General features: G+C 39.3%; 19 protein-coding genes. 5 read left to right on the forward strand and 14 right to left on the reverse strand.

Features of this window, described 5'->3' with window-relative positions; all coding sequences use genetic code 11:
- Positions 1 to 63: 63 nt before the first annotated feature.
- The 4 genes from AC504W_RS02520 to AC504W_RS02535 all read right to left on the reverse strand — a co-directional run bounded on the left by AC504W_RS02520 (position 64) and on the right by AC504W_RS02535 (position 4,753).
- The gene (locus AC504W_RS02520; protein WP_494876071.1) at positions 64 to 414 is read right to left on the reverse strand and encodes a hypothetical protein; all 351 of its coding nucleotides are present in this window, start codon (positions 412 to 414) and stop codon (positions 64 to 66) included.
- A gap of 253 nt (positions 415 to 667) precedes the next feature.
- Positions 668 to 3,769, reverse strand: a complete 3,102-nt coding sequence (locus AC504W_RS02525) for a plasmid replication protein, CyRepA1 family (protein ID WP_494876072.1) — start codon at positions 3,767 to 3,769, stop codon at positions 668 to 670.
- Positions 3,770 to 4,182: 413 nt separating this feature from the next.
- Entirely contained in the window at positions 4,183 to 4,482 is a 300-nt protein-coding gene (locus AC504W_RS02530; RefSeq protein WP_494876073.1) for a Txe/YoeB family addiction module toxin, read from the reverse strand.
- Entirely contained in the window at positions 4,463 to 4,753 is a 291-nt protein-coding gene (locus AC504W_RS02535; protein ID WP_494876074.1) for a type II toxin-antitoxin system Phd/YefM family antitoxin, read from the reverse strand. Before AC504W_RS02535 ends, AC504W_RS02530 begins: the two co-directional genes overlap by 20 nt.
- A 159-nt stretch (positions 4,754 to 4,912) precedes the next feature.
- Here AC504W_RS02535 and AC504W_RS02540 point away from each other — a divergent pair, with 159 nt between their 5' ends.
- Entirely contained in the window at positions 4,913 to 5,653 is a 741-nt protein-coding gene (locus tag AC504W_RS02540) for a tetratricopeptide repeat protein (protein ID WP_494876075.1), read from the forward strand.
- 132 nt (positions 5,654 to 5,785) lie between these two features.
- Here AC504W_RS02540 and bchB read toward each other — a convergent pair whose 3' ends face one another.
- From bchB to AC504W_RS02580, 8 genes are all read right to left on the reverse strand, one after another.
- Complete coding sequence (gene bchB, locus AC504W_RS02545) at positions 5,786 to 7,312, reverse strand: ferredoxin:protochlorophyllide reductase (ATP-dependent) subunit B (protein ID WP_494876076.1); 1,527 nt, start codon at positions 7,310 to 7,312, stop codon at positions 5,786 to 5,788.
- A gap of 356 nt (positions 7,313 to 7,668) precedes the next feature.
- Positions 7,669 to 9,648, reverse strand: coding sequence for a primary-amine oxidase (locus AC504W_RS02550; protein WP_494876077.1), 1,980 nt, complete (start codon positions 9,646 to 9,648; stop codon positions 7,669 to 7,671).
- Between the two features lie 265 nt (positions 9,649 to 9,913).
- Positions 9,914 to 10,438, reverse strand: a complete 525-nt coding sequence (locus tag AC504W_RS02555; RefSeq protein ID WP_494876078.1) for a tetratricopeptide repeat protein — start codon at positions 10,436 to 10,438, stop codon at positions 9,914 to 9,916.
- 127 nt (positions 10,439 to 10,565) lie between these two features.
- Positions 10,566 to 11,471, reverse strand: a complete 906-nt coding sequence (locus tag AC504W_RS02560) for a transporter substrate-binding domain-containing protein (protein WP_494876079.1) — start codon at positions 11,469 to 11,471, stop codon at positions 10,566 to 10,568.
- Positions 11,472 to 11,515: 44 nt separating this feature from the next.
- Entirely contained in the window at positions 11,516 to 11,872 is a 357-nt protein-coding gene (gene rplT / locus AC504W_RS02565) for a 50S ribosomal protein L20 (RefSeq protein WP_096584198.1), read from the reverse strand.
- A gap of 24 nt (positions 11,873 to 11,896) precedes the next feature.
- On the reverse strand, positions 11,897 to 12,094 hold the full coding sequence (gene rpmI, locus AC504W_RS02570; RefSeq protein ID WP_062289269.1) for a 50S ribosomal protein L35: 198 nt from the start codon (positions 12,092 to 12,094) through the stop codon (positions 11,897 to 11,899).
- A 272-nt stretch (positions 12,095 to 12,366) separates the two neighbouring features.
- Positions 12,367 to 13,677 (reverse strand): hypothetical protein, encoded by a 1,311-nt coding sequence (locus AC504W_RS02575; protein ID WP_494876080.1) that lies wholly within the window; start codon positions 13,675 to 13,677, stop codon positions 12,367 to 12,369.
- Between the two features lie 249 nt (positions 13,678 to 13,926).
- Positions 13,927 to 16,053, reverse strand: coding sequence for a tetratricopeptide repeat protein (locus AC504W_RS02580; RefSeq protein ID WP_494876081.1), 2,127 nt, complete (start codon positions 16,051 to 16,053; stop codon positions 13,927 to 13,929).
- Between the two features lie 235 nt (positions 16,054 to 16,288).
- Between AC504W_RS02580 and AC504W_RS02585 the strand changes: the two genes are divergently transcribed.
- Positions 16,289 to 16,558: a hypothetical protein gene (locus AC504W_RS02585; protein WP_494876083.1), complete on the forward strand. Its 270-nt coding sequence runs from the start codon at positions 16,289 to 16,291 to the stop codon at positions 16,556 to 16,558.
- Positions 16,555 to 16,980: a putative toxin-antitoxin system toxin component, PIN family gene (locus AC504W_RS02590; RefSeq protein ID WP_494876084.1), complete on the forward strand. Its 426-nt coding sequence runs from the start codon at positions 16,555 to 16,557 to the stop codon at positions 16,978 to 16,980. The genes AC504W_RS02585 and AC504W_RS02590 overlap by 4 nt, the downstream gene beginning before the upstream one ends.
- Before the next feature lie 157 nt (positions 16,981 to 17,137).
- On the opposite strand, the gene hemB is transcribed toward AC504W_RS02590, so the two are convergent.
- Positions 17,138 to 18,118, reverse strand: coding sequence for a porphobilinogen synthase (hemB, locus tag AC504W_RS02595; RefSeq protein ID WP_494876085.1), 981 nt, complete (start codon positions 18,116 to 18,118; stop codon positions 17,138 to 17,140).
- Between the two features lie 300 nt (positions 18,119 to 18,418).
- On the reverse strand, positions 18,419 to 18,760 hold the full coding sequence (locus tag AC504W_RS02600; RefSeq protein ID WP_494876087.1) for a DUF4870 domain-containing protein: 342 nt from the start codon (positions 18,758 to 18,760) through the stop codon (positions 18,419 to 18,421).
- A gap of 338 nt (positions 18,761 to 19,098) precedes the next feature.
- Here AC504W_RS02600 and prfC point away from each other — a divergent pair, with 338 nt between their 5' ends.
- Together prfC and AC504W_RS02610 are read left to right on the forward strand one after the other, a co-directional pair.
- Positions 19,099 to 20,727 carry a peptide chain release factor 3 gene (gene prfC / locus AC504W_RS02605; protein ID WP_103126926.1) on the forward strand — a complete coding sequence of 543 codons (1,629 nt, stop codon included), beginning with the start codon at positions 19,099 to 19,101 and terminating at the stop codon, positions 20,725 to 20,727.
- 318 nt (positions 20,728 to 21,045) lie between these two features.
- Positions 21,046 to 23,256: a M48 family metalloprotease gene (locus AC504W_RS02610; protein WP_494876088.1), complete on the forward strand. Its 2,211-nt coding sequence runs from the start codon at positions 21,046 to 21,048 to the stop codon at positions 23,254 to 23,256.
- Positions 23,257 to 23,602 lie beyond the last annotated feature (346 nt).

Raw genomic sequence — 23,602 nt, forward strand, 5'->3', positions numbered from 1 at the left:
ATCGTTGACTTTAAATATAGTGAAAACTCAAAACCATAGCTTCAGTATACTGTTCGCCAAAATTTACCTTTTAGCTATCCCACTAGCAATTAAAGCTTCTCTATATAGCCAAGCTTCTCTAGCTGTATTAAAACCATCTCTCCACTCGTTTTCTTTTCCGTCTTTAATTCGATATCCTACTCCCCAATTATCTTTTTCAAAGGAATAGTATATTTTATAAAGCATCACTGGTTGAGCAAAATCATTGCCACAATCACCTTCATCTTCTATTACAGAACCATCTTCTCTAATCCCATAAAAACGTCGTTTTTCTTTGTTTAAATGAACTTCTACAACCTTGCCTAAATGATTAGAGCATAAAATAATTGTTCCGTTTTCTCTAACAGTATGAAATTTAGGATTATGTTTAGACATTATGCTCTCCAAGTTATGTTCACATCTTGCACCAAGCGACTGAAGTCGCGGCTACACAGACAAAAGCTTTGATTTTATGTTAGTCCGCGCAGGCGGACTTCGTTTTTATAGCCGCGAATTCTATTCGTCGGAACTAGATGCAAGATATGTGATGTAGTAATTTACTGTTTATACTACTTTCTAAGTAATTGTCAACGTAATATCTACTATTATCCAGACACAAACAGTCATTCTCAATCCAGAATGCTGTAATTCATTTCATGGATAAGCTTGCTAATACAGATTGCTGCTTCACAGGCTCAAACTTCCAAGTCGAAAAATCCTGTATTTCTAGTTGCCTACCTTTCAAATCAGCTAACATCAATTCATCTCGTTTATACCAAATCACAAATATTTTTTCCCTGCCATCGTAGAAAGTTTCAGGGTCTAATTGATAACCTTCTTTAACTAGTTTCAACTTTAATCCTAATAACTTGAGTAATTTAGCAAGTATTTTAATTGGTGAAGTTGTTTCTTCTTCCCTAAATAAGTCAATTCCTAAAACCCGTTTGATATGTTTACTGTGTTGATAAACAACATCTTGTAACCAGAGTAAATCAGCATCATTTTCTGTAAAATTTCGGGATGGGTCAAGAAACTCTAATATGCCTAGAGCTTTCATTGCTTCAACTTTGCAAGTATAAGTTTTGATGTCTGGTAGAAAAACTTTTCCTTCACCCCACTGCAATTGCTGTTGCCATTCATGCTGATCTCTAACATGAAAATAATCACTTTCGTGGGTTAAATAATAGTGAAGCAACAGTTGGGAATAATAGCCTTGATCATCTCGTATTTTTAGTAAAGGTGTAACCTCTACGCCGTATTTTTGTTTGAGGGTATATTTATGTATTTGATTACGCTCTAAATCTGTAAGAGAATTTTTAGATGTTAGTTGTTGATATTCTAGGTAATCAATATCTTGCGTTTCTGCAATAACTTTGGCACTCAATAATTGATTTTTTTGTTTAATTTCCTGCATTTGGCGTTTAATATCTTTAGCTTTTTGACGCTTATCTGTCCAATCTCTTTGGACTTTCACAATTTCCAAAATTAATCTCTTGCGTGTTGCTAAATCATTAGAGTCAGTTGCTAAAAATGCTAAACGTAAATCTCGAATAATATTATTGTGAACTGCATTACTCCGCAGCCAAATTTGATGTCCGTCAGTTGTCAAACCATCTTGCATAGATTGACGGTAAAGGCGAATAGAAGCATTAACTCTCGCAGATAATTTAGCCCAAGTACGTAGATGAATTGGGTCATATACTAAAGGTAAATCTACATCTATTTTATGCAGAGGGCTAAGTAACGCTAAATTTTCTTTTTGATTGGCTTGATACCAATCAGATAGCAAACGATAGTTTGTGCTACCACTACCAATTAAACCAATTCCTCTTTTTGCACACCAAACAATTCGAGGTACATTATCTCTAACTCTAGCTAATGCTTGTCGTGCTTCTGAGTCAGGAATTACGCCTTGAAAAATGCCATAAACTCTATCAAAATGTTGCACATCTATACTAATACCAGTGCCTAAACTGGGAGTGACAAAAATAGTGTCGTAATCTGCAATTTTTTGATTAATAGTACCGACAAATTCAACTGCTGGATGATCAGGTGTGTTGGTAGTTCTGCTACTAATGACTAAGCTTTTAGGAAATTGGTAGCGTAATTTTTCTAAACGTTCTTTGAGATAGTTTTCAATAGTTTCGCAGCTATATCTTCCAGACCGACTATCAGTCGTGACATAACATTTACGTCCTGCAAGTAAATCTAATTCTAATTGATGAATTAAAGGCGTTGGGTTAGGCGAATCATAAAAAGTTATATCCCAACTGCGTTCTGGTTGCCATTGATTTACAAGTATCCACGGTGTTATTTTGATTCCTGATAACCCTTGTAAATATTCTAATGATACATCTGATAAATCAGCATCTTGGGCAATTACTAAACCGCCAGTTTTCAAAACTGTGCTGATTAATTTCTGGAAATTTTTTAAAATTTTGACGCGTTTGTTTTTACAAGTATCACTATTTAACAAATGCCATAATAATTGCTCTACTTCATCTAAGATGATAATGCCACCTTGCCAATTATCGGAGTTTATTTTCCAAATAGAGTCAATACATAAACCCAGCGATTCAGTAATTTGATTTTCAAAGTAAGAAAGTAAATTATTAGTATTTAATCCCCATTGAATACCAACTTTGTCACATAAAAATTTTCCTAGTTGGATTCTATGGGTAATTAATAAGACAGGCTGATTTTTGATTTTGGCTTGTTTGACAATATTTTGTAAGGCTGTAGTTTTACCTGTACCTTTGGCTGATTTCACTCCTACTAATCCTGAGTTCGGAAAAGCTACCTCACCTAAGTAAGGACGATTAATAGTCAGTGCAGATGGAATGGTTAGTTCTGTATGTGGCTTGGTGTGTGCTAGATAAATTTCTAAATCAACACTTTGGCGATAAACTTTATCGAAGGCGTGACTATTTTTAGCAACGATTAATTCATCAACACCTTTTTCTGGCCCTGGTAGTTCGATAACTTTGACTAAGCAATTTTTTTCTTGGAATAAGCAACCAAGTTGAGCGATCGCATTATTCACTGCTGCTATAGTCTTAGGTTGAGTTTCAAAATCAAAACATATATATATACTGCGTTTTGCAGTCGCAAACAAACCTAAGTCAGGAATTAGCTGACGACTGGTAACTTTACCAAATCCATCTTTGACAACTCTATATCCGCTAGTAATTCCCGGAATTGCGATCGCAGCATACCCCTGCGATAACAGTGCAGCCGCCTTTTTTGCACCTTCGCAGATAATCACGGGTATGTTCTGTTCTATCACCCATTGCCAAAAACCGACGGCTTCACCGTTAGCATCAACGCTGATGTTCGCAGGTAAGTTGAGATTGTAACGCTGTGCAGTTTCTTGCCATATTTCCAGCGTTACCCGCAAACAAAATACCCTGGTGGGTGTGCTGGGAGGATGTTCATATTTAATTGCTTTGCCATTATCCTTGATGCGCGGTTGGTTTGGCTTAAAGCATCCCCATTCCATTGCTTGCCAATTATTTAGCGGATCTAGTCCACCACACCACCAACCGCCAGCGGTGATGTGGCTGTAACGCTGCAACCAGCCGCTTTTTACCATGCCTGTGTTAGTGCGGGGAAGAAGTGAGGAAATTAACAGATATTCGTAGGCGATCGCACCTTGAAAAGATTTAAAATTTATTTGCGCTAGGTGTAAATCTATACTACTGTCCTTGACTAATTCTTCAAGGTGTTTTGGTTCTAAATAGTGTAGATGCATGATGAGAAGCGCGAACAGAATGGGTTGGATTTAAACCTTATCATGCCTATCCCGATTTTTTTGATCAGCAACTACTATGTTTTTTTGACTATTTTTTATACCTCGTTGCTGGAAATACAACGGTGAATCAGTAGGTAAGCGATTTTAGCTTGCGGGATCGCTCAACTAATAAGCTTGTATTGTAATAATTAGTGAGAGTTAAATTTTATTTATAAGTATTCGTACATAAACGATTTATAATAGCCTTCGTGTTTATCGTAAAATCCTTGCTATGTCAAGGTATAGAGGATAGCAATAGCTTGCTATAAAATACTCCTCTTAGGGAAAATGTAATAAAAATAGCTGAAAGTAAATTAAGAGATATATATAAGCTTCCAAAACTGACAAACTAGTTTTACAGATTCCTTTAATACTTAGTAGTGATATCGAGCTTGGAGAAAATCAATCCGGTCATCACTTACTAAATAAACAATACGATGTTCTTGAGTAAGTCGTCGTGACCACGCATCTGAATCTAAGTATTTTAATGGTTCAGGTTTACCAATTCCTGAAAAAGGATCTCGCATAATCGATTCAATCAAATCAAAAGCACGAAGCGCAGTTTTCCGGTTTGTTTCAATCCAATAAACAAGGTCTTCTCGAAATTCTGGATGGAAAACAGCATCTCTGGCTTTATTTTCTTGAGGTTGGGTTTCATTCTTCTTCTTCGCCAATACCCAACTCCTGACGCAGTTCGTTAATACTTTGAGGTTTTAATATTCTAGCTTTTGCTCTTTCTAAAGCAGTGAATAGCCGTGCTGCATTTTTAGGTGAGCGGAGTAGATAAGATGTTTCTAGTAAACTGTTGAGTTCATCAACAGCAATTAAAGCTACACTTTCACCTGCTTGGCGATTAATAATTACTACATCTCTATCTGCAACTACTTGATCGCAGAGTTCGGCTAGATTATTACAAGCATCAGTTAAGTTTGTCTGATTGGACATGATGGGATATTTTTCTAATGCTGTAGATGTTCCAATACATCATAGCAAGAACTTTGAGAAGTATGAGTATTCTGTAGAATGTCAAATTAATGTCGAATAACATCTTTCATAATGAATTATCTAAGTTATACTAGGTAAACAAAAACGGTATTAAAAACTATGAGTTTTATCAAACAAAAGATTTTAGAAAAAATAGATTTTCTCTCTGAAGATGCACATCAGGAAATACTATTTTTTATTGAGTTCCTGGAGTGGCGACATCAAAAAAATCAACAAATTCCATCATTGCAAGTCCACGATATTTCACCTTTTTTACTACAGTCTAAGAATTCAAATAAATATTATCAGCTTGGAAAAGCTTACTGGCAGTTACAGAATTATACGCAAGCTATAGAAGAATTTGATCAAGCATTACAGATTAACCCTAATTTTGCTGAAGCCTATTATCTACGAGGTAAAAGCTACCATAAATTAGATAACAAACCTAGCGCAATAGAAGATTTTAAAAAAGCTGCTAGACTTTTTTGCGAAAACCACCACTCGGATGAACTGGCTAGTTGGACTCCATTTGAGTTGGGAGAATCTAATAGAGAAGAAGCCATATATTATCTTATTCAGTATTTATCTAGTACAAATTCTTATGAAAATAAAAGGCTTGCTGCTTCAGCAATAAATAAACTTGCTAGTAATTTTCAAAAAAAATGCGAAATATCAATTCCTTATTTACTAGATAACCTATCTAATTCTGCACCGCAGGTTCGTCAGTATACTTTAAAAACTTTAGCTGTAATGAATCTACCAAACTATGCAATTGATAAAATTAAAGCAATTGCGGACAAAGATCCAAAAGAATACAACAGAAAAATAGCTCAACTTATATTAAATAAATTTAACATTTAATATATTACAGCAATTCTTATAAATTTTTGAGCTAACTGCATGTCTCTATGGGTATTTTATACACTGAATTTTATTAAAGAAAAAGGATGTTCAATCAAAAACATCCTTTAAGTAAAGTCTATTAGTCCTAAACTAAGCTCCTACAGCTTCTTTAGCAGCGTATAGCACCTCAGCATTAATATCTTTGAAACCGCGATCGCGCGCAAATTTCTCAGTATTTCGCTTCACTTTACCGCGGACAAATCCAGGTATTTTGTTCAATTCTGCTAAACCATCTTTTGTCCAATTCAAATCAGATTCGGCAGAAATACCTTTAGTAATTACTTCCTTAGTATCGTGTCCACCAAATATTTCTAATAGATGGTCTTCCATTCCTAAAGTGAAGGAATTGTAGATTAAATCTGTGATTTGATTTGTACCTTCGTAACCCAAAAATGGTTTGTAACCAATGGGGAAGTTTTGGACGTGAATTGGTGCAGCAATTACACCGCAAGGAATATCTAAGCGTTTACCAACGTGGCGTTCCATTTGCGTACCGAAGATGGCTGAGGGTTCGACACGGGCGATCGCATCCCCAATTGCGCCATGATCATCAGTAATCAGCACTTCGTCGCAATATTCGCTGACTTGTTCGCGGAACCAATCAGCATCATATTTGCAGTAAGTTCCTGCCCAAACTACATGAATCCCCATTTCCCGTGACAAAATTTTGGTAAGGGCTGCGGCGTGGGTGTTGTCGCCAAATACCACAGCTTTCTTACCAGTCAAATTCTGACAGTCGATGGAACGGGAGAACCAAGCAGCTTGAGAAACGTGCAAGGTTTGTTCGTTGATATATTCTTCGTAGTTAACATTTGCACCTTGTTCGTTAATTACCTGCTGAATCTTGCGGATACAACGAGCAGTTTCTACCACACCCATTGGTGTAATATCTACGCAAGGTGTGCCGAATTCTGCTTGTAGGTAATTAGCCGTCATTAAACCAAGTTCCCGGTAAGGAACTAAGTTAAACCAAGCTTTCGGCAGATTTTTTAATTCGTGAACAGAAGCGCCTTCGGGAATGACGGAGTTAACTTCAATTCCCAAATCACCCATGAGTTTTTTCAGTTCGGTGCAGTCATGGTTGTTGTGAAAACCAAGGGTAGAAATACCGATGATGTTAACTGATGGCTTTTCGGTTTTGGTTGTAGATAGTTCGCCTTTTTTGCGGACTTTTTCAATATAGTATTGAACGATTTGATGGAGAGTGCGATCGGCTGCTTGCAGTTCGTTGGCGCGATAATGGTTCACATCGGCCAAAAGGACATCGCCTTTAGCTTCAATCCGCGCCCGTTCTACAAAGTTGTGCAAATCTTCTTGGAGAATGCTAGAAGTGCAGGTGGGAGTTAACACAATTAAATCGGGGTGTTCTTCCGCATCTTTGCGAGTAATGTTGTCAACCACCTTTTCTTGAGAACCACGCGCTAAAACGTTGCGATCTACAACACTAGTTGTTACTGGGGTAAAATCTCGCTCCCGTGAGAGCATAGAACGCATGACGTTAAAATAATCATCGCCGAGTGGGGCGTGCATAATCGCATGAACGTTTTTAAACGAACTTGCGATTCGTAAAGTGCCAATGTGGGCTGGGCCTGCGTACATCCAGTAAGCCAATTTCATCAGGCGTTCTCCCTTGTGAGGTGAATCAGAGGTGGACTATGATTGCGAAATTATTAGTCTTTGATTGTCCCAAAACTTGTAGCGTTGAATAAATAGGACTATTTACTAGTTAATTTGTCTGGTGATCGCTGAAACCTTGTTGATGATAGGCGTTCAGCTTTTAAGTTAAACAACATATATATTGTTTTACGAAATAATTCTTAGTCTTCTGCAAATGTTGATAACAAGATAAAGCGGTTATTTAATATTTATTCATGAATTTTGAAATGTTATTCTTAATATTTCTCTACAGATAGAGCAATCATAAATTAAAAAACCAGATCCCCGACTTCTTCAAGAAGTCGGGGATCTGATAATTACTCAGGCAAATTGATGACAGGATTAAGGCTAAAGAAACCGCGTGGAACTAACTTAAACCCAACACGATGAACAGGCATCACAGGCCAATCTTCAGGACGAGGTACGTGTGTCATTCCCATTGTGTACCAGACTACGATATCTTCATTGCTTAAAGATTCATCGTCAGCAATATATTGTGGTAAACCTTGTTTTGGTTGACCTTGGTTAGGATAATTGCCACCTGCATAAAGTTCATCTGATTTATATTTTGTTACCCAGAAGTGATGGGTAGCAAATTCGGCTCGTTTCCGAATTTCTGCACCTTTTGTGGGGAAAAATATTGTGTTTCCAGTTGGCATTAGCATATATGCAGTTCCCACACCGAGAGAATTCTTTTTATCTGTGCTAGTAATCATCCATTCTCGGCTATGCTTTGTATCAATATCGCGTACAGCAGTTTTTTCTTTTGTTAATGGTGTGTCTTCTACTGCGATCGCATTTCCTAGAGGATTTTTATCACTTATTGGCACAGAATTAACATTCATCTCCATAACAGAATTTGCCTGTCCATCTACATCCATATCTAGGCGGTAATTAAAAAAGTGCTGATGATTTACGCCAAAAATATTTTTAGCTACTAGTCGTCCAGAAGAATTATCAAAGGACTCTTTCTCTAAAGCTGTTCCTTGTGCTAAGACAATTCCCGATAACTCATTTTGTACTTCTAAAGTGCCGTCTTGGTGAAAAATCCAATTCAGGCTGTAATCGTAATTGTCAACTGTTGCAGTGATAGTGACAACTAATTCACGATTGCGTCGCACATCATTGCGCTGAGTATCATATCCATAATGTTTCCAGAGAATGCCATTATCACGCTCATAAATCCCCACAACTCTTGGCATTGTCACAGGTTCGCCTTGTTCGTTGGCAAATATAGCATCTAGTAAAACTCCGTTGGTGGGAATGTCTTTGCCTAATTCCAGCGCATTAGCTAACACACCAAAGTTATATTCACCAACATCAAAAGCATTACGGAATGACCAAGTAGGATCAGGATCGCCATAAGGTACTACCATTTCTGATAGACTGCCACGATATAAAACTGGTCGAATATTTTGTCCATCTTGGTAATTTACTAAATACAACACCAACCCATCACGAGGGTGCATTAAATAGCGAAATTTCCAACCTTGCCAACTAATTTCGTTGCCATTAATTTGGAAGGTTCTACCATAAGGCTGAAAAATTCTTAATGGTTTTGGCGGTGTTAGTAATTTACCTAAAGATTTAAGATCATAGTTCCAGTTTTCTTTAGAGAATGGTACGATGCCTCTATCTATAAAACTAACAACTTTACCTGTATTTAAATTTACAGTTGCGAGTACACCTTCAATCGGACTACTGTAATAATTCCAGCGATCGCCTCGATAATAAGATAATCCACGCGCTAGGCGATCGCCTTTTGTTTCTTCTTGTTTGCTTAAAATTCCAGGGGCCCAACAACTAACTTTAACATCATCAAAATCTTTGATTCCCCGTCTTTGCATGGCTTTTTGCCATCGTTCATCAGCTTTAATCGCTTGAGATGTTAAGTTACATTCAGAATAGTTCAAAGCTGGTTGAGCATTAGGAATTTCTTTCCAAGAACTGAGAGACTGTTTTTTTACGTCAACGATACCTTGATAGGTTTTGTTTTGCGATCGCTCATATACTACTACAAAAGATTGGCGCTGAAATTCTTTATTTAGTGTAAAATTTAAAACTTCTTTTTTATCTGGTTCTTGTAAAGCAATAATAGAAAATACCGCCATATCGCTTAAAGTTTTTTGCTTTTTAATAACCCCCACAGATGTGGTAATTTCTGATTCTGTTAATGGGGTTAACGGATGGGAAATCTGCGATTGTTGAGCAGATAGTTTGCCAATAAAACCAAAAAATAGTGCCAGGCAGATAATTATAGTAATGGCTAACCAAGGAAACCGGAATCTTTTAAACATTCGTAATGAGCCAAACAAGAACTTATAATTATTTCATTCTCAATACGAATTAAAAAACCGATAAATTTATGGTGAGTAATATTATATTTTTCAAATTCAAAGCTAAATAGTCAGGAGATAGATTCCTAATTTCTTTAAAAAGTTGGAAATTTGCAAGTATATATGTGTAATAAATTAATTAATTTATACATAGTTATATAAAAAACCAGGTTTTCTCAACAAACCTGGTTTTTGAGTTTTTTATTCAGAAAAGCACAGTTATTAATTAAGCAGAAACCAAGCGTCGTAGAGATTCTGCACGACGTTTTGCAGTAGAATTATTAGGAGCGAATTTAAGTACTTCTTCGTAACTTTGTAGCGCCTGAGCATTTAATTTTTTTCGTTCATAGGCATGACCAATATTATTTAATGCCACCACATAATCTGGTTTATTTTTCAGAGCTTCTTTGTATTGACGAATTGCCAAATCATATTGTTCTTGAGCAAAGTAAGTATATCCTAGCCCATTGTAAATAGGAGCAATTGCTTCTTCGCCTTCTTCTTCGGCTGCTTTGAGAGCTTTTTGAAATAGGGCGATCGCCTGAGTGTACAATTTTTTCTCAGAATAAATACAGGCTAACTCGTAATATTCCTGAGTTGTACCTTTTTCTTTCTCCAATTTTTTTCGCAGTTTTGCGAATGAGCCTTCTAATTTCCGAGTTTTGAGAATTTGGCGGAAAACACTCACAACCGCAAACGCCAAAATTGCTACTACAATCGAGAGGTAAACAACAGCTAGATTATTATCCATCGCCTGTCAAGACAAATATTAAAACTACTTTCTCTATCTATTATCAACCGTAGAGAAGTTAAAAGTTAAAAGTTAAAAGGCAAAAGTACACATCTCTTTTAACTTTTAACTTTTGCATTTTGCCTTTTTAAGGTAATCCCCAATATTGAGCGCGTTGCTTCAGCCAACCTTCGACTGTGTAACGAGCGATCGCTTCATTTACATTACGTCGCAGTTCGTCGTATTGCAAGCCCTTGGGCATAACTACAGATAAGGGTTCAGTCGATAGCTTGGTGGGTAATAGCCTATATTGCGGATATTGTTGTATCCAACCGCTGAGGACACTTGCATCGGCTGCAAAGGCTGTGGCTGCGTTATTTTCTAGCTGCTCTCGTCCTTCCTGGTAAGAATTTACTCCTACTAACTCCGCATTGGGGACATAATAACGCACTTGAGCGATCGCATCAGAGTGATTGAGTACGGCTATTTTATGCTTGGCTAAATCCCGCAGTTCTTTGACGGTGTTATCTTTTGTAATTAAGTAAGTGCCATCCAAGTAATAAGGCACACTGAAATTTACTAACCGAGAGCGTGACTCAGTAGCTGTGACTCTGGCAATTGTTAAATCAACCTTCTGCTTTAAGACTACCGATAAGCGATCGCGATTCGCTACAGGTTGCAATTTCACAGCCTCGGCTTTGCCTAGTAAATCTGTGGCTAAACGTTGCGCCAAATCAATTTCTAAACCTTGGATATTACCATTACCATCTCTAAATCCCAAGGGAGGCAGATTATCTTTAACAGCAATTGTAAAATAGCCCCGCCGCTGAATTTCTGGCATTTCTGCGGCAGATGCAGGTAATCCTGTGACTAAAAATAAACAGCAGAAAATCCCTAAAATGGCGGTGGATAATACCCGATATAACCGATTCAAGGATAAAGGATAAAGGATAAAGGATGAAAAACAGACTTGTTGCGTCACCAATTGTCTGAGCAACGAGCTAAGTTTTTGCCAACCCCTTGATTGATGTTTGGGGTAAGTTTCAGCCTTCATACTTCATACTTTATCCTTCAAAGGTTATTCATCCGTTACCACCTTTATTTTTTAGCTTGGCTTGCCAATTCAGCAACTTTGCTGAAGCTGGTAGGATCTAAGACTGCTAATTGTGCCAACATTTTACGGTTGAGTTGGATCTCGGCTTTTTTCAAGTTACCAATCAACTGGCTATAGCTTAAACCATGTTGTCTAGCAGCAGCGTTAATCCGAGTGATCCACAGACGGCGAAAATCGCGTTTGCGTTTTTTGCGATCGCGGTAAGCACTGCGTAGCGCTTTCATTACTTGCTGATTAGCGGTTCTAAACAGCGTTGAGTGAGAACCACGAAAACCTTTAGCTAACTTGAGAATTTTATTGCGGCGTTTGCGAGCTACGTTACCGCGTTTTACCCGTGTCATGTTTTAATTCCTAAAAGATTTACATTACAAATAAGGCAGCATCAAGCGTACGTTTTCTTCGTCACGCTCGTTGACAATTGCCATTTTGGAGAATTTACGCTTTTTGTTAGTGGTTTTGTGTTCTAACAAGTGGTTTTTGAAAGCTTTGCGGCGGACGATTTTACCGCTACCAGTAGCGCGGAACCGTTTTGCTGCTGCTTTACGGGTTTTTAGTTTAGGCATTGGCTGGGTTTAAATTTGACGATTCGACACAATCCATCATTATATACTATTCAAATTGCTCAAATGCCAATATAGCAATCCTATTTGCATTGAAACAATCGAGATGCTCAAATCCCCGACCGTGCAAACCAGTCGGAGATTTTGTTGTGATTAGTCGCCAGCTTCACCAAGCTAGTACAACGCGGCGGAAATTAAAGATACCATTTCAAGTTAGTGAAAAGCTTGTAATATAAGCTTTTTGACTTTTGACTTTTGACTTCCGCGTAGCGGTACTAGCGTCCAATATCCGGGTCTAAAACAATCCGAGAAGCAGATTCATCAACGTGATAAGTCCAAGTCTGGCGACGCACTCGCACAATCACTTCCCAGCCTTCAATTGGGTTATATTCTTCTGTGCAGATTTCGCCAAAGTTGAAGACACAACGATTACTAAAGGTTTTGCGAGTACTTTCGCTAATTCTTAAATCATTCACATCTTCCCCAGAACGACGCGCCGCATCTCGTAAAATTCTATCGGCGCTCGCTCTTGGTAGTTGTCCACTGTTTTCTGAACCTGAATCGCTAATTTGCGGATCTAACACAATCCGAGAACCAGATTCATCAACGTGATAAGTCCAAGTCTGACGACGCACTCGCACAATCACTTCCCAGCCGCGAATGGGGTTATATTCCCTAGTACAAACTTCGCCAAAGTTAAACTCACAAGTATTACCAAAGGTTTTGCGTTCAGCTTGAGTAATTCTTAAATCATTCACATCTTCCCCAGAACGACGAGCCGCGTCTCGTAAAATTCTATCGGCGATCGCTCTTGGTAGTTGTCCACTGTTTTCTGAACCTGAATCGTTGATTTGTGGATCTAAAACGATTTGGGAACCAGATTCATTGCTGTGGTAAATCCAAGACCTTCCCTCAACTCTGACTATTACTTCCCAACCTTGAATAGGATCATATTGTTGTGTACAAACTTCACCAAAATTAAATTCACAAGCATTACCAAAGGTTTTGCGGGTCGCTTGGGTAATTCTTAAATCATTCACATTTTCGCCAGAACGCCGAGCCGCATCTCTTAAAATTCTATCGGCGATCGCTCTGGGTAATTGATAACTGTTGTCTGAACCTGAATCTGTAGTTTTTGGATCTAAAACAATCCGAGAACCTGATTCATCAACGTGGTAAGTAAAATACTGATTTTGAACTGTAACAATTACTTCCCAACCTTTGATGGGGTTATATTCTCTTGTACAAACCTCACCAAAATTAAAAATACAAGGATTAGCAAAAGTTTGAGAACGGACTTGAGTAATTCTCACTTGATTACTCGTTACTCTACCACGCCGAGCCGCATCATTAATTATGATGTTGGCAATTCTTCGCGGTAATCCATTAGAGCGATTACGAAAGTGATCAGGTAAGCGTTGCGAAAGTTGTATCGGTTCGCCACGCGGCGCAGCTTCAGCTGCATAATTACCGATAAATCCCTGTCCCAAAGATAGCAAGCTGGTTAAAGCTAGGGTAAAAACAACACCTTTGGGAAAATTGCTGGTGCTGTTGATTATGGGAAATAACTTAATATTCGATTTCATCACGTTATACCTCAAAACATGAGAAAATCACTGCCTGATTGTTGCTAGACAGTTCTAGGAGGAGTGTTTTCTGAGTAAGTGGATTGACGGATGATAGTGGTTGATTGTTGCTGATATTTTTTGGTAATTTTCCAACACTTAGTATTTACTCAGGTAAAGTTGTCATAATTTCGAGGGTTAATGTGAAATAACTCGTAATAATTCACAATTTAAAAGCAATTTAGGATAATGCTCATTATTTTTTACTTGCTAACGTTGACGTTTTCTAATTGCTTCTAAGGTTTGTTGATAAGCTGCTGCGTTTCCTTGTTCTTTATACAAATTAGCTGCCATTTCTAAATCAGTAATACCCCCTTGCTGTTCGCCTAAATCATAACGAGCCAGACCACGATTTTGATAGGCTTGGGCATAGTTGGAGTTGTTGATAATTGCTTGATTATAATCGGCGATCGCTCCTTCTAAGTCTCCCAGATTTTTGTAAACATTAGCTCGATTGTAGTAAGCATAGGCATAATTAGCCAGAAGCTTTAAGGCTTGATTGTAATCAGCTAAGGCTCCTTGCAAATCATTGACATCATACTTAGCATTACCGCGATTATTGTAAGCATAGGCATAATTAGGATTAATTTTAATCGCTTGGGTATAGTCAGCGATCGCTCCTTTTTTATTACCTAAATCAAAGTAAACATTGCCTCGGTTATAGTAAGCTTCAGAATTATTAGTATCGCTTTTGATGGCTTGGCTATAATCTGCAAGTGCCTTTTGCTTTTCACCTAAATAATAAAAGGCATTACCTCTACCGTTGTAAGCAGCAGAATAGTTAGGATTAAGTTTAATTGCTTGGTTGTAATCGGCGATCGCTGCTGAGGAATCTTTCAAATCAGAGCGAGCATTGCCGCGATTATAATAAGCTTCGGCATTATTAGGATTTGCTTTCAAGGCTAAGGTGTAATCAGCAGTTGCGCCTTGTTTATCGCCCAAGTAATAACGAGCATTACCCCTACCGTTGTAAGCGGAGGAATGATTGGGATTGATTTTAACAGCTTGGGTGTAATCTGCGATCGCTCCTTGATAATCACCCAAATCATAACGTATATTTCCCCGGTTATTGTAGGCAAAAACATAATTAGGGTTAATCTTAATCGCTTGATTATAATCAGTTATTGCCCCTTGCTTATCTCCTAAACTAGCGCGAGTATTTCCCCGATTGTAATAAGCTTCCGAATTACCAGGATCAGTTTTAATTGCTAAGTTATAATCAGCCAGCGCCCTCTGTTTATCACCTAAAGCATAGTGAGAGTTACCCCGATTATTATAGGCAGAAGAATAATTAGGATTAAGTTTCAAGGCTTGATTATAATCAGCCAACGCCCCCCGCTTATCATCAAAATCATAGAGAATATTGCCGCGATTATAATAGGCAAAGGCATATTCAGGATTAATTTTTAAGGCTTGGTTGTAATCTTTTAATGCGCCTTGTTTATCACCTAAATAATAACGCGCATTTCCCCTGTCATTGTAAGCATAAGAATATTTGGGATTGATGCGAATTGCTTGGTCGTAAGCTTCAATTGCTCCTTTGTAATCACCTTTTTTATACTTATCCCCACCTTGAATATAAAAGTCATCCGCCTTGGGTGTTGTAGGAGTAGGTTGACTGACAGCACCTACCGCACCTTTAGGTAAGGTGCGTAAAAAAGTATTGATGGGAATGCCTAAATTAAAACCAGTTTTAATAATTACATCGGGATTTTTATCAGAAATTTGGTAGTTCTCGGCGGTGTCGCCTCTACCGTGAATACCTACTAATTCGCCTTTATCATTGAGTACTGGGCCGCCACTCATTCCCGGTAGAGTGTCGTTATTGTAAACTAAGGCATAACCATCACGCAGCGCTTTAGAAGCATTGGCAGTGATTCGCCCTTCAATGAAATTGTAAATTGAGATAGAAATTGCCGCACTGGGTTGAGGGAACCCCGCAACATAAGATGTTGCACCTTCGCTGATATCATCAGAGTTGCCGATTTTGGCCACAGGATAAGTTTTATTACTGGTAAACTGCCCAATAGCTAAATCTATCCCCGATAGCTTTTTCACCGTGTTGTACTTTAACTCATAACGGCGATCGTCAGGCGTGACAACTGCATATTTATCTGGGTTGTCGATAACGTGTTTAGCTGTTAATACAGTGTAAGTCTCACCTTCGCGGCGAATAATTACCCCAGAACCAGAACCATTTGGATTTTCAATCAACACCGTCATGGCTTTAGCAATTTTGCTGACTTCGGTTGAAGAAAGCGCGACAGCCATTTGTGGTTGCACAATAGCAACTGAAACTCCAATTAGTGCAGGTGTTAATAAATAGTTAAATTTCATAACCTGTTTTGCTATGCTTGCTGTGAGCAATTGCTTAAAAGTATATTGATAATTTTTTTATACCACCCAGATGATACTGATCTGGGCGATTGTTGAATTCTTCTAATAGAGTTTAATCTTTGTTGATATAAGCGGTTGCTTAATTTTCATTCTGGTGAATGACATGGCTATTTTTAGCGGCAGGCAAGGCAATCTTAATCAAGGCTAAAATTTATCAAAGTGGAAAAATTAAACTATGAATACAAATATTGTGGCTAAAGTTACATCTGAAGGAAAGCTAGAAATGCCTCAAGAAGTTTTGATACAACTCCAACCTTTGACAGAATATGCAGTTTCAGTGACAGAAGATGAAATTGTGTTGAAAAAAATTACTCAGCCTAATGTAAATTTAGATAAATTTCTGCAAGACTTAGAAGACTTAGAACCTGATCCTAATCAACCCACGGTCGAAGAAATTAGCGAAATTGTCAAGGATGTCAGACAAGAGTTATGGTCGAACCCATGAGAGTTATCCTTGATGTTAACGTTTGGATTTCAGCTTTATTGTGGGGAGGTGTTCCTGCTAAAACTTTGCGTTTAGCCAGAAATCAGCAAATTAATAGCTTTATTTCTGAGTCTTTATTATTAGAGCTAGAAACAACTTTAAGACGTGATAAATTTCAACACCGACTACAACAGAGAGGTTATACAGTAGAAGAGTTGATGTCCGTAGTTAAGAGTTTATCTAATAATTCTCCCACAATTTCTGTAGATGTTCCTCAATTGCGTGACCCAAAAGATAATTTTGTTTTGGCTACCGCTGTTGCGGCGAATGCGGAAGCAATTATTACTGGGGATTTAGATTTATTAGTATTGGTAGCATTTAACGAAATTCCAATTTTGACACCGCAAGATTTTCTCAGTCGTTATTTCCCAGATTTATCATAATCATCTAACGCTCAAACACCAAAACACAAAGAAATACTTTTAGGACTAACTCCAGAAACGAAAAATCAAGGGTTTGGGAAAGGGTGTAGGTGTTCAAAACCCTTGCACCCATTCTTCACAGACAATCTTTGTGCGTGAGATTTCCACAAAAAAGCACTTACCGCAACCATCTTGCAGCATCTTTGGCATGATAAGTCAAAATCAAATCTGCACCAGCACGTTTAAAGCCAGTTAAAGTTTCCATAACTACACGCTCTTCGTCAATCCAGCCATTTAAAGCCGCAGCTTTAATCATGGAGTATTCACCGGAAACGTTGTAAGCTGCCACAGGTAAGTTACTCGCTTCCTTCACCCGCCAGATAATATCCATGTAAGCCAAAGCAGGCTTGACCATGAGCATATCCGCACCTTCGGCAATATCTAATTCAATTTCTTTGATAGCTTCCCGACTATTGCCTGGATCCATTTGGTAAGTTCTTCTGTCACCAAATTGGGGTGTGGAGTCGGCTGCATCCCGGAAAGGCCCATAGTAAGCGGAAGCATACTTAGCAGCATACGACAAAATGGGGGTATCTTGAAATCCTGCTGCATCTAATCCCGCCCGAATTGCCTGGACAAAACCATCCATCATCCCAGAAGGGGCAATAATATCTGCACCAGCGTTGGCTTGAGAAACTGCCGTTTTCTTGAGTAATTCCAGGGTGGGGTCGTTGAGTACTCTGCCTGTTAAATCACCCACTTGCAAGTAACCGCAGTGACCATGACTGGTGTATTCACACAAGCAAGTGTCAGCAATCACAATCAAATCTGGGACTGCCGTTTTTACCGCAGTGGCAGCTTTTTGGACAATTCCGCAATCGTGCCAAGCACCAGTAGCATCAACATCTTTATCTTCAGGAATGCCAAATAAAATAATGGCGGGAATGCCTAAGTCGTAAACTTCTTTGGCTTCTTCCACTATTTTGTCCACCGAGAGTTGGTAGACTCCAGGCATGGATTTAACTTCCTTGGCTATGCCTTCGCCTGGGACAGCAAACAGTGGGTAAATTAAATCGTTGGTGGTGAGGATGGTTTCACGTACCATCCGGCGCAGTTGGGGATGGCTACGCAAACGACGGGGACGTTGTATGGGAAACATAATTTTTTGTCAAGGAAACGATGTAATGGACACAAGTCAAAGCGGCACAAAAGTAGAGAAAAACTCTACTACTGTCAGACAAACTACAATACAGTGCTTAACTGTCCTTTGCCCTACTCTTGATGAAGCTGTGGGGCAATTTTGTATTCTACAACTAGGTTGCTACTTCATCTAGCTAACAGTTTTGGCAAAAAGATATTTATTTTTAATTCTCACGCAGAGAGGCTGAGGCGCAGAGAAGAAAAGAGATGTTTTTTGTTAAAAATGTTCAAGCTTTTATTAGCTATTACCATGATTATGCTATAGGACGCGGAAAATGAAGGGATAGCGGAATGGCTGATCTGGATTGGTTAGCACTTTAGCGATCGCCCAAATTGTTAATCCCCAATGCAGCAAATAGCCGATACCAATTAAGGGAAATAACAAACCTAAAGTTATCCAAATCAATGCTGTAATAATGATTCCATAAATCCAAACATTAAAGTGAAAATTAATGGATTCTTTGGCATTTTCTAGCACTACCGGATCATTAGCAATGAATAGCATAGCGATCGGTATGCCAACTGACACAAAAGTCGTACTGAAAAAAATCGCTCCATGACACAAGGCAGATAAAATCTTGCGCTTATCTGGGTCGTACATACTTCTCTCCTTTTAGAGGCTAGGGACTAATACCATTTCACTTTAAGTTTGATACAAATAAACCGCAGGGGGCAGGGCGCAGGGCGCAGGGGGAAAGAATGAAAAACCCATAAACTTGGATCATTTTTTTCGTGAAACGGTATAACATTTTTTACTCAGCACTCAGCGAGAACTTGCGTGCTCGGGTTCCCCGCGTTGAGCAAAGTTCGGTGACTCAGCACTTATCACTATGTTGAACCTATCACGAGCCTCGTTGTTTTAAGATTAAAAGACTTACTAAAGTAGAGAAAAATTAAGTTAAGTAAAGTAACAAGGTAAGCTATACATTTAGGTCAATTATGTCAACTGAACTTCAGTCAGAACTTCACCAAGCAGTAGAACTGCGACGCAACTTTGCGATTATTTCTCACCCTGACGCGGGTAAAACAACACTCACAGAAAAACTCCTGCTGTACGGAGGTGCGATTCACGAAGCCGGTGCGGTAAAAGCGCGGCGGGCGCAGCGCAAGGCTACCTCAGACTGGATGGCGATGGAACAACAACGGGGAATTTCCATTACCTCAACCGTTTTACAGTTTGCATACCGTAACTGTCAGATTAATTTATTAGACACTCCCGGACACCAAGATTTTAGTGAAGATACTTACCGTACTCTCGCCGCAGCCGATAATGCGGTGATGTTAATTGATGCGGCTAAAGGTTTGGAACCCCAAACCCGGAAATTATTTGAAGTATGCAAATTGCGGGGTTTGCCAATTTTCACCTTTGTAAATAAACTCGACCGTCCGGGTAGAGAACCTTTAGAACTGTTAGATGAAATTGAACAGGAACTAGGGTTGCAGACTTACGCCGTGAATTGGCCGATTGGGATGGGCGATCGCTTTAAGGGTGTTTTTGATCGTCAACAACAACAAATTCACTTGTTTGAACGTAGCGCCCACGGTAGTAAAGAAGCTTTGGATACTGTTGTTGACTTGGGTGATGCCACAATTGAACAACTCCTAGAAGCAGACTTGTACTACCAACTCAAAAATGATCTGGAACTTTTAGAGGGAGTCGGCCCGGAACTAGATTTGGAATTAGTGCATCAAGGCAAAATGACTCCAGTGTTCTTTGGTAGCGCTATGACCAACTTTGGTGTAGAGTTATTCCTCAAGTCTTTCCTTGACTGTGCTTTAAAACCAGGTGTTCATAACAGTAGCGTTGGTGAAGTTCCCCCCACTTACCCGGAATTTTCCGGTTTTGTGTTCAAATTGCAAGCCAATATGGATCCAAAACACCGCGATCGCATTGCTTTTGTCCGGGTCTGCACTGGCAGATTTGAAAAAGATATGACAGTCAATCATGCCCGCACAGGCAAAGTTGTGCGTTTATCTCGTCCGCAAAAACTCTTTGCCCAAGAACGGGAATCGATTGACATAGCATATCCAGGTGATGTCATCGGGTTAAACAATCCTGGCGTTTTTGCGATCGGCGATACCATTTACACAGGGCAGAAGTTGGAATATGAGGGGATTCCGTATTTTTCACCAGAACTCTTTGCTACCCTCAGAAACCCCAACCCCTCAAAGTTTAAGCAATTTCAAAAAGGTATTTCGGAATTGCGCGAAGAAGGTGCTGTGCAAATTATGTACTCAACTGATGAAGCCAAACGCGACCCAATTTTGGCTGCGGTGGGTCAGTTGCAATTTGAAGTGGTGCAGTTTCGCCTACAAAATGAGTATGGTGTAGAAACAATTCTCGATTTATTACCCTACAGCGTCGCCCGTTGGGTAGAAGGTGGTTGGGAAGCTTTGAACAAGGTGGGACGTTTATTTAACACCACCACAGTCAAAGACAGTATGGATCGGCCAGTGCTGCTATTCCGCAATGAATGGAATTGCCATCAGTTACTAGAAGACCATCCAAATTTAAAATTAAGCGCGATCGCCCCGGTACTTTATGGTCAATCATCAGTGGAATCTTGAAGAAGCATCCAGAATCTGGAATCCAGAATTCAGTACAAATCCTGAATTTTGACTCCTGACTCTTGAATTCTGACTCCTGAATTCTACTTATCGGGTATAGTTGATGTCCACGGCATCGCGGGGTCGCGTTGTTATATTACCGTGGATCAAAAGTCAAAAGCTAAAAGTGAAAAGTAAAAAGAAAATCTTATATCTAAAACGCGAGGCGCAGCAGTCTAGGTACTGGTGAGCGATTTTGTTCTTCTTTACTTTTGCCTTTTAAATTTTTACTTTTACCTTATTCTGTCAGTTAGCAGAGATTGGAGTGCCAGAATTTCTATGCCTTCATATTCTGAATCATCTTTGGAGGCTGGTTTAACTGCCCTCAAGCAGGGAGATTATCAAACAGCGATCGCTCAACTAGAGCCTGTTGCTAGTAGTAAAGGCAATAGCACTACTAGCTTACAAGCTCGTGTTGGGTTAGTTATGGCCTATGCCCGCACTGGCGAAGCCCGCAAGGCGATCGCCCTATGTCAAACTCTCAGAGATAGCCAAAATCCCCAAGTCCAAGAGTGGGCAGAACGCGCTTTAACACATTTAACAAAACGTAAAAAAACAAAAAAAGTATCTCCACAAACATCAAAAGAAACGACAAATTCTGGTAACTCATCGACTGTGGTATCAGGACGCATACAACAGTCTGTGCTAGAAAAACCGGCACAGCCAAGTCATTATCAAAATACTTTCATAGAAACGCCAGTAGCATCACAAAATCGGTTTACAGAGTTAGATGGATATACACCGACTCAACGGCTAAATATTTACTGGCGACAAGCAAAACGCGCCAAGGTATGGCAACCTCTACGTAAACCAAAATTACTACCTTTGCGCTTACAGGCACTCTTCACCATCGTTGCTTTGTTTTGGGTGATGGAGTTTCTCTTGAAGGTAGCAATGGTATCGGTGAATGTAATTTTAGACAAGTTACCGTATTTGGCACCATTGCCGTTTTTCTACCGCGACCCCAAGCTGGTGGTAATTGGTATTTTGGTGAGTGCGATCGCCCTTTCCCCTTGGCTATTAGATTGGTTACTAACTCGGTTTTGTAGTCAGCAACCCCTATCAAAAGATATCTTGCACAGCCGCAGTCGAGAAACAGCCAGAGTTCTCCAGCGTTACTGTCAGCAAAAACGCTGGCAGTTACCTCATCTGCGAATTTTACCCATCAATACACCTATAGCTTTAACCTACGGCAATTTACCCCGTAATGCGCGGATTGTCGTCAGTCAAGGGCTATTAAATCAACTGGCAGATGATGAAATTGCCACTATCTATGCTGCCCAGTTGGGACACATTGCCCACGGTGATTATTTAGTGATGTCATTGGTATTGCTGCTGACTTTGCCTATTTATCGTTTATATCAGCAAATTTCTCAGTGGGGAAACAATATCTCGCCTGGTTTTGGGCAGTGGCCGTTTAACATATTCTCTAGTCTGACTTATGGAATTTGGTGTTTATTTACCGGGACAGCTTTATGGTTATCGCGCTCGCGGCATTATTATAGCGATCGCCTAGCTGCCGAAATTACTGGTAATCCTAACGCTTTAATTCGGGCTTTCTTGAAAATTGCGATCGGCATTGCCCATGATATTCAACAAGTACAACACACCAATTGTCAGCTAGAAAGTCTAAATCTCCTTATGCCGATCAGCTATCAACAAAGTCTATCTTTGGGTAGTATTGCTGGTCATATTCCCTTTGAATCAGCCTTGATGTGGGATCATATCAATCCCTATCGTCACTGGATGGCAATTAATAATAGCCATCCGTTAATGGGTCAGCGTATTCAATGGCTGTGTCAAATAGCTCGTCACTGGCACATAGAAACTGAACTCCATCTGGCCAACGAACAGTTTATTAAAACTACACGTCAATCATTCTTGCTGCAAATCGCGCCTTTTTTAGGTATTCCCATAGGTTTTGGATTTGCAGGGTTAATTTGGTTGAGTTGGCAAACTGCTTTCAGCCTCAAATTTTTGAACTTGAAATGGATTTATGAAGATTGGAATTTTGTCAGTGGTTGCCTACTGATTGGTTTTAGCATTGGTTTAGTAATTCGCATGAATGCTTTTTTTCCAAATCTCAAAACTGCTAATTACCAAGCTAATGAAAGTTTACCTAACCTGTTAGCTAATCCATCTGCCATCCCTATAGATAGTACTAGTGTCTGTTTGGTCGGCCAATTGTTAGGTCGCCCTGGCACAGCAAACTCTTTAGCACAAGACTTTATCTTACAGTCCAGCAATGGTTTGGTGAAATTACACCACGTTCCTTGGCTATGCTTGGGGCAGAAAGTCCATCTTCCAGATTTGATCGGACGGCAAGTTACGGTCATCGGCTGGTTCCGCCGTGGCGCAACACCTTGGATAGATATTCAATCTGTACAAACTCAAACTGGCACCACCCTTTATAGTCCTCACCCGATTTGGTCTACCATTTTGGCCATAGCCGCACAGGCTTGGGGCGCTTACATTTTTCTTCTAGGTTAGTCAATGGTCAATAGTTGAAGAGTTAAAAAGCCAAAAGAAAATTCTTGACTGTTGACTATGGACTCTGGATGATGTTGCAACATTTCTTTACAAGTGTTACATTTATTAACAATATTCTAAGCAACTAGCATAACTTAAGCATCCTAGCTTAGTAACTGCTTACGCCAATCCATCTTTTTATCCTCCCAACACAGCAGCTAGACCAGCCATTGGCTGGTTTTTGTTTCAAATATCCCTTCTTGAGAAGAAAATGTATTTTATGTTACTATTGATTCGCCATATAATCGGAAATGTGTGTTCTGAACTAGCTACGTAGAAGATACCGTGATAATGTAGGGAATGGTGT

The sequence above is a fragment of the Nostoc sp. C96 genome (assembly GCF_059384975.1).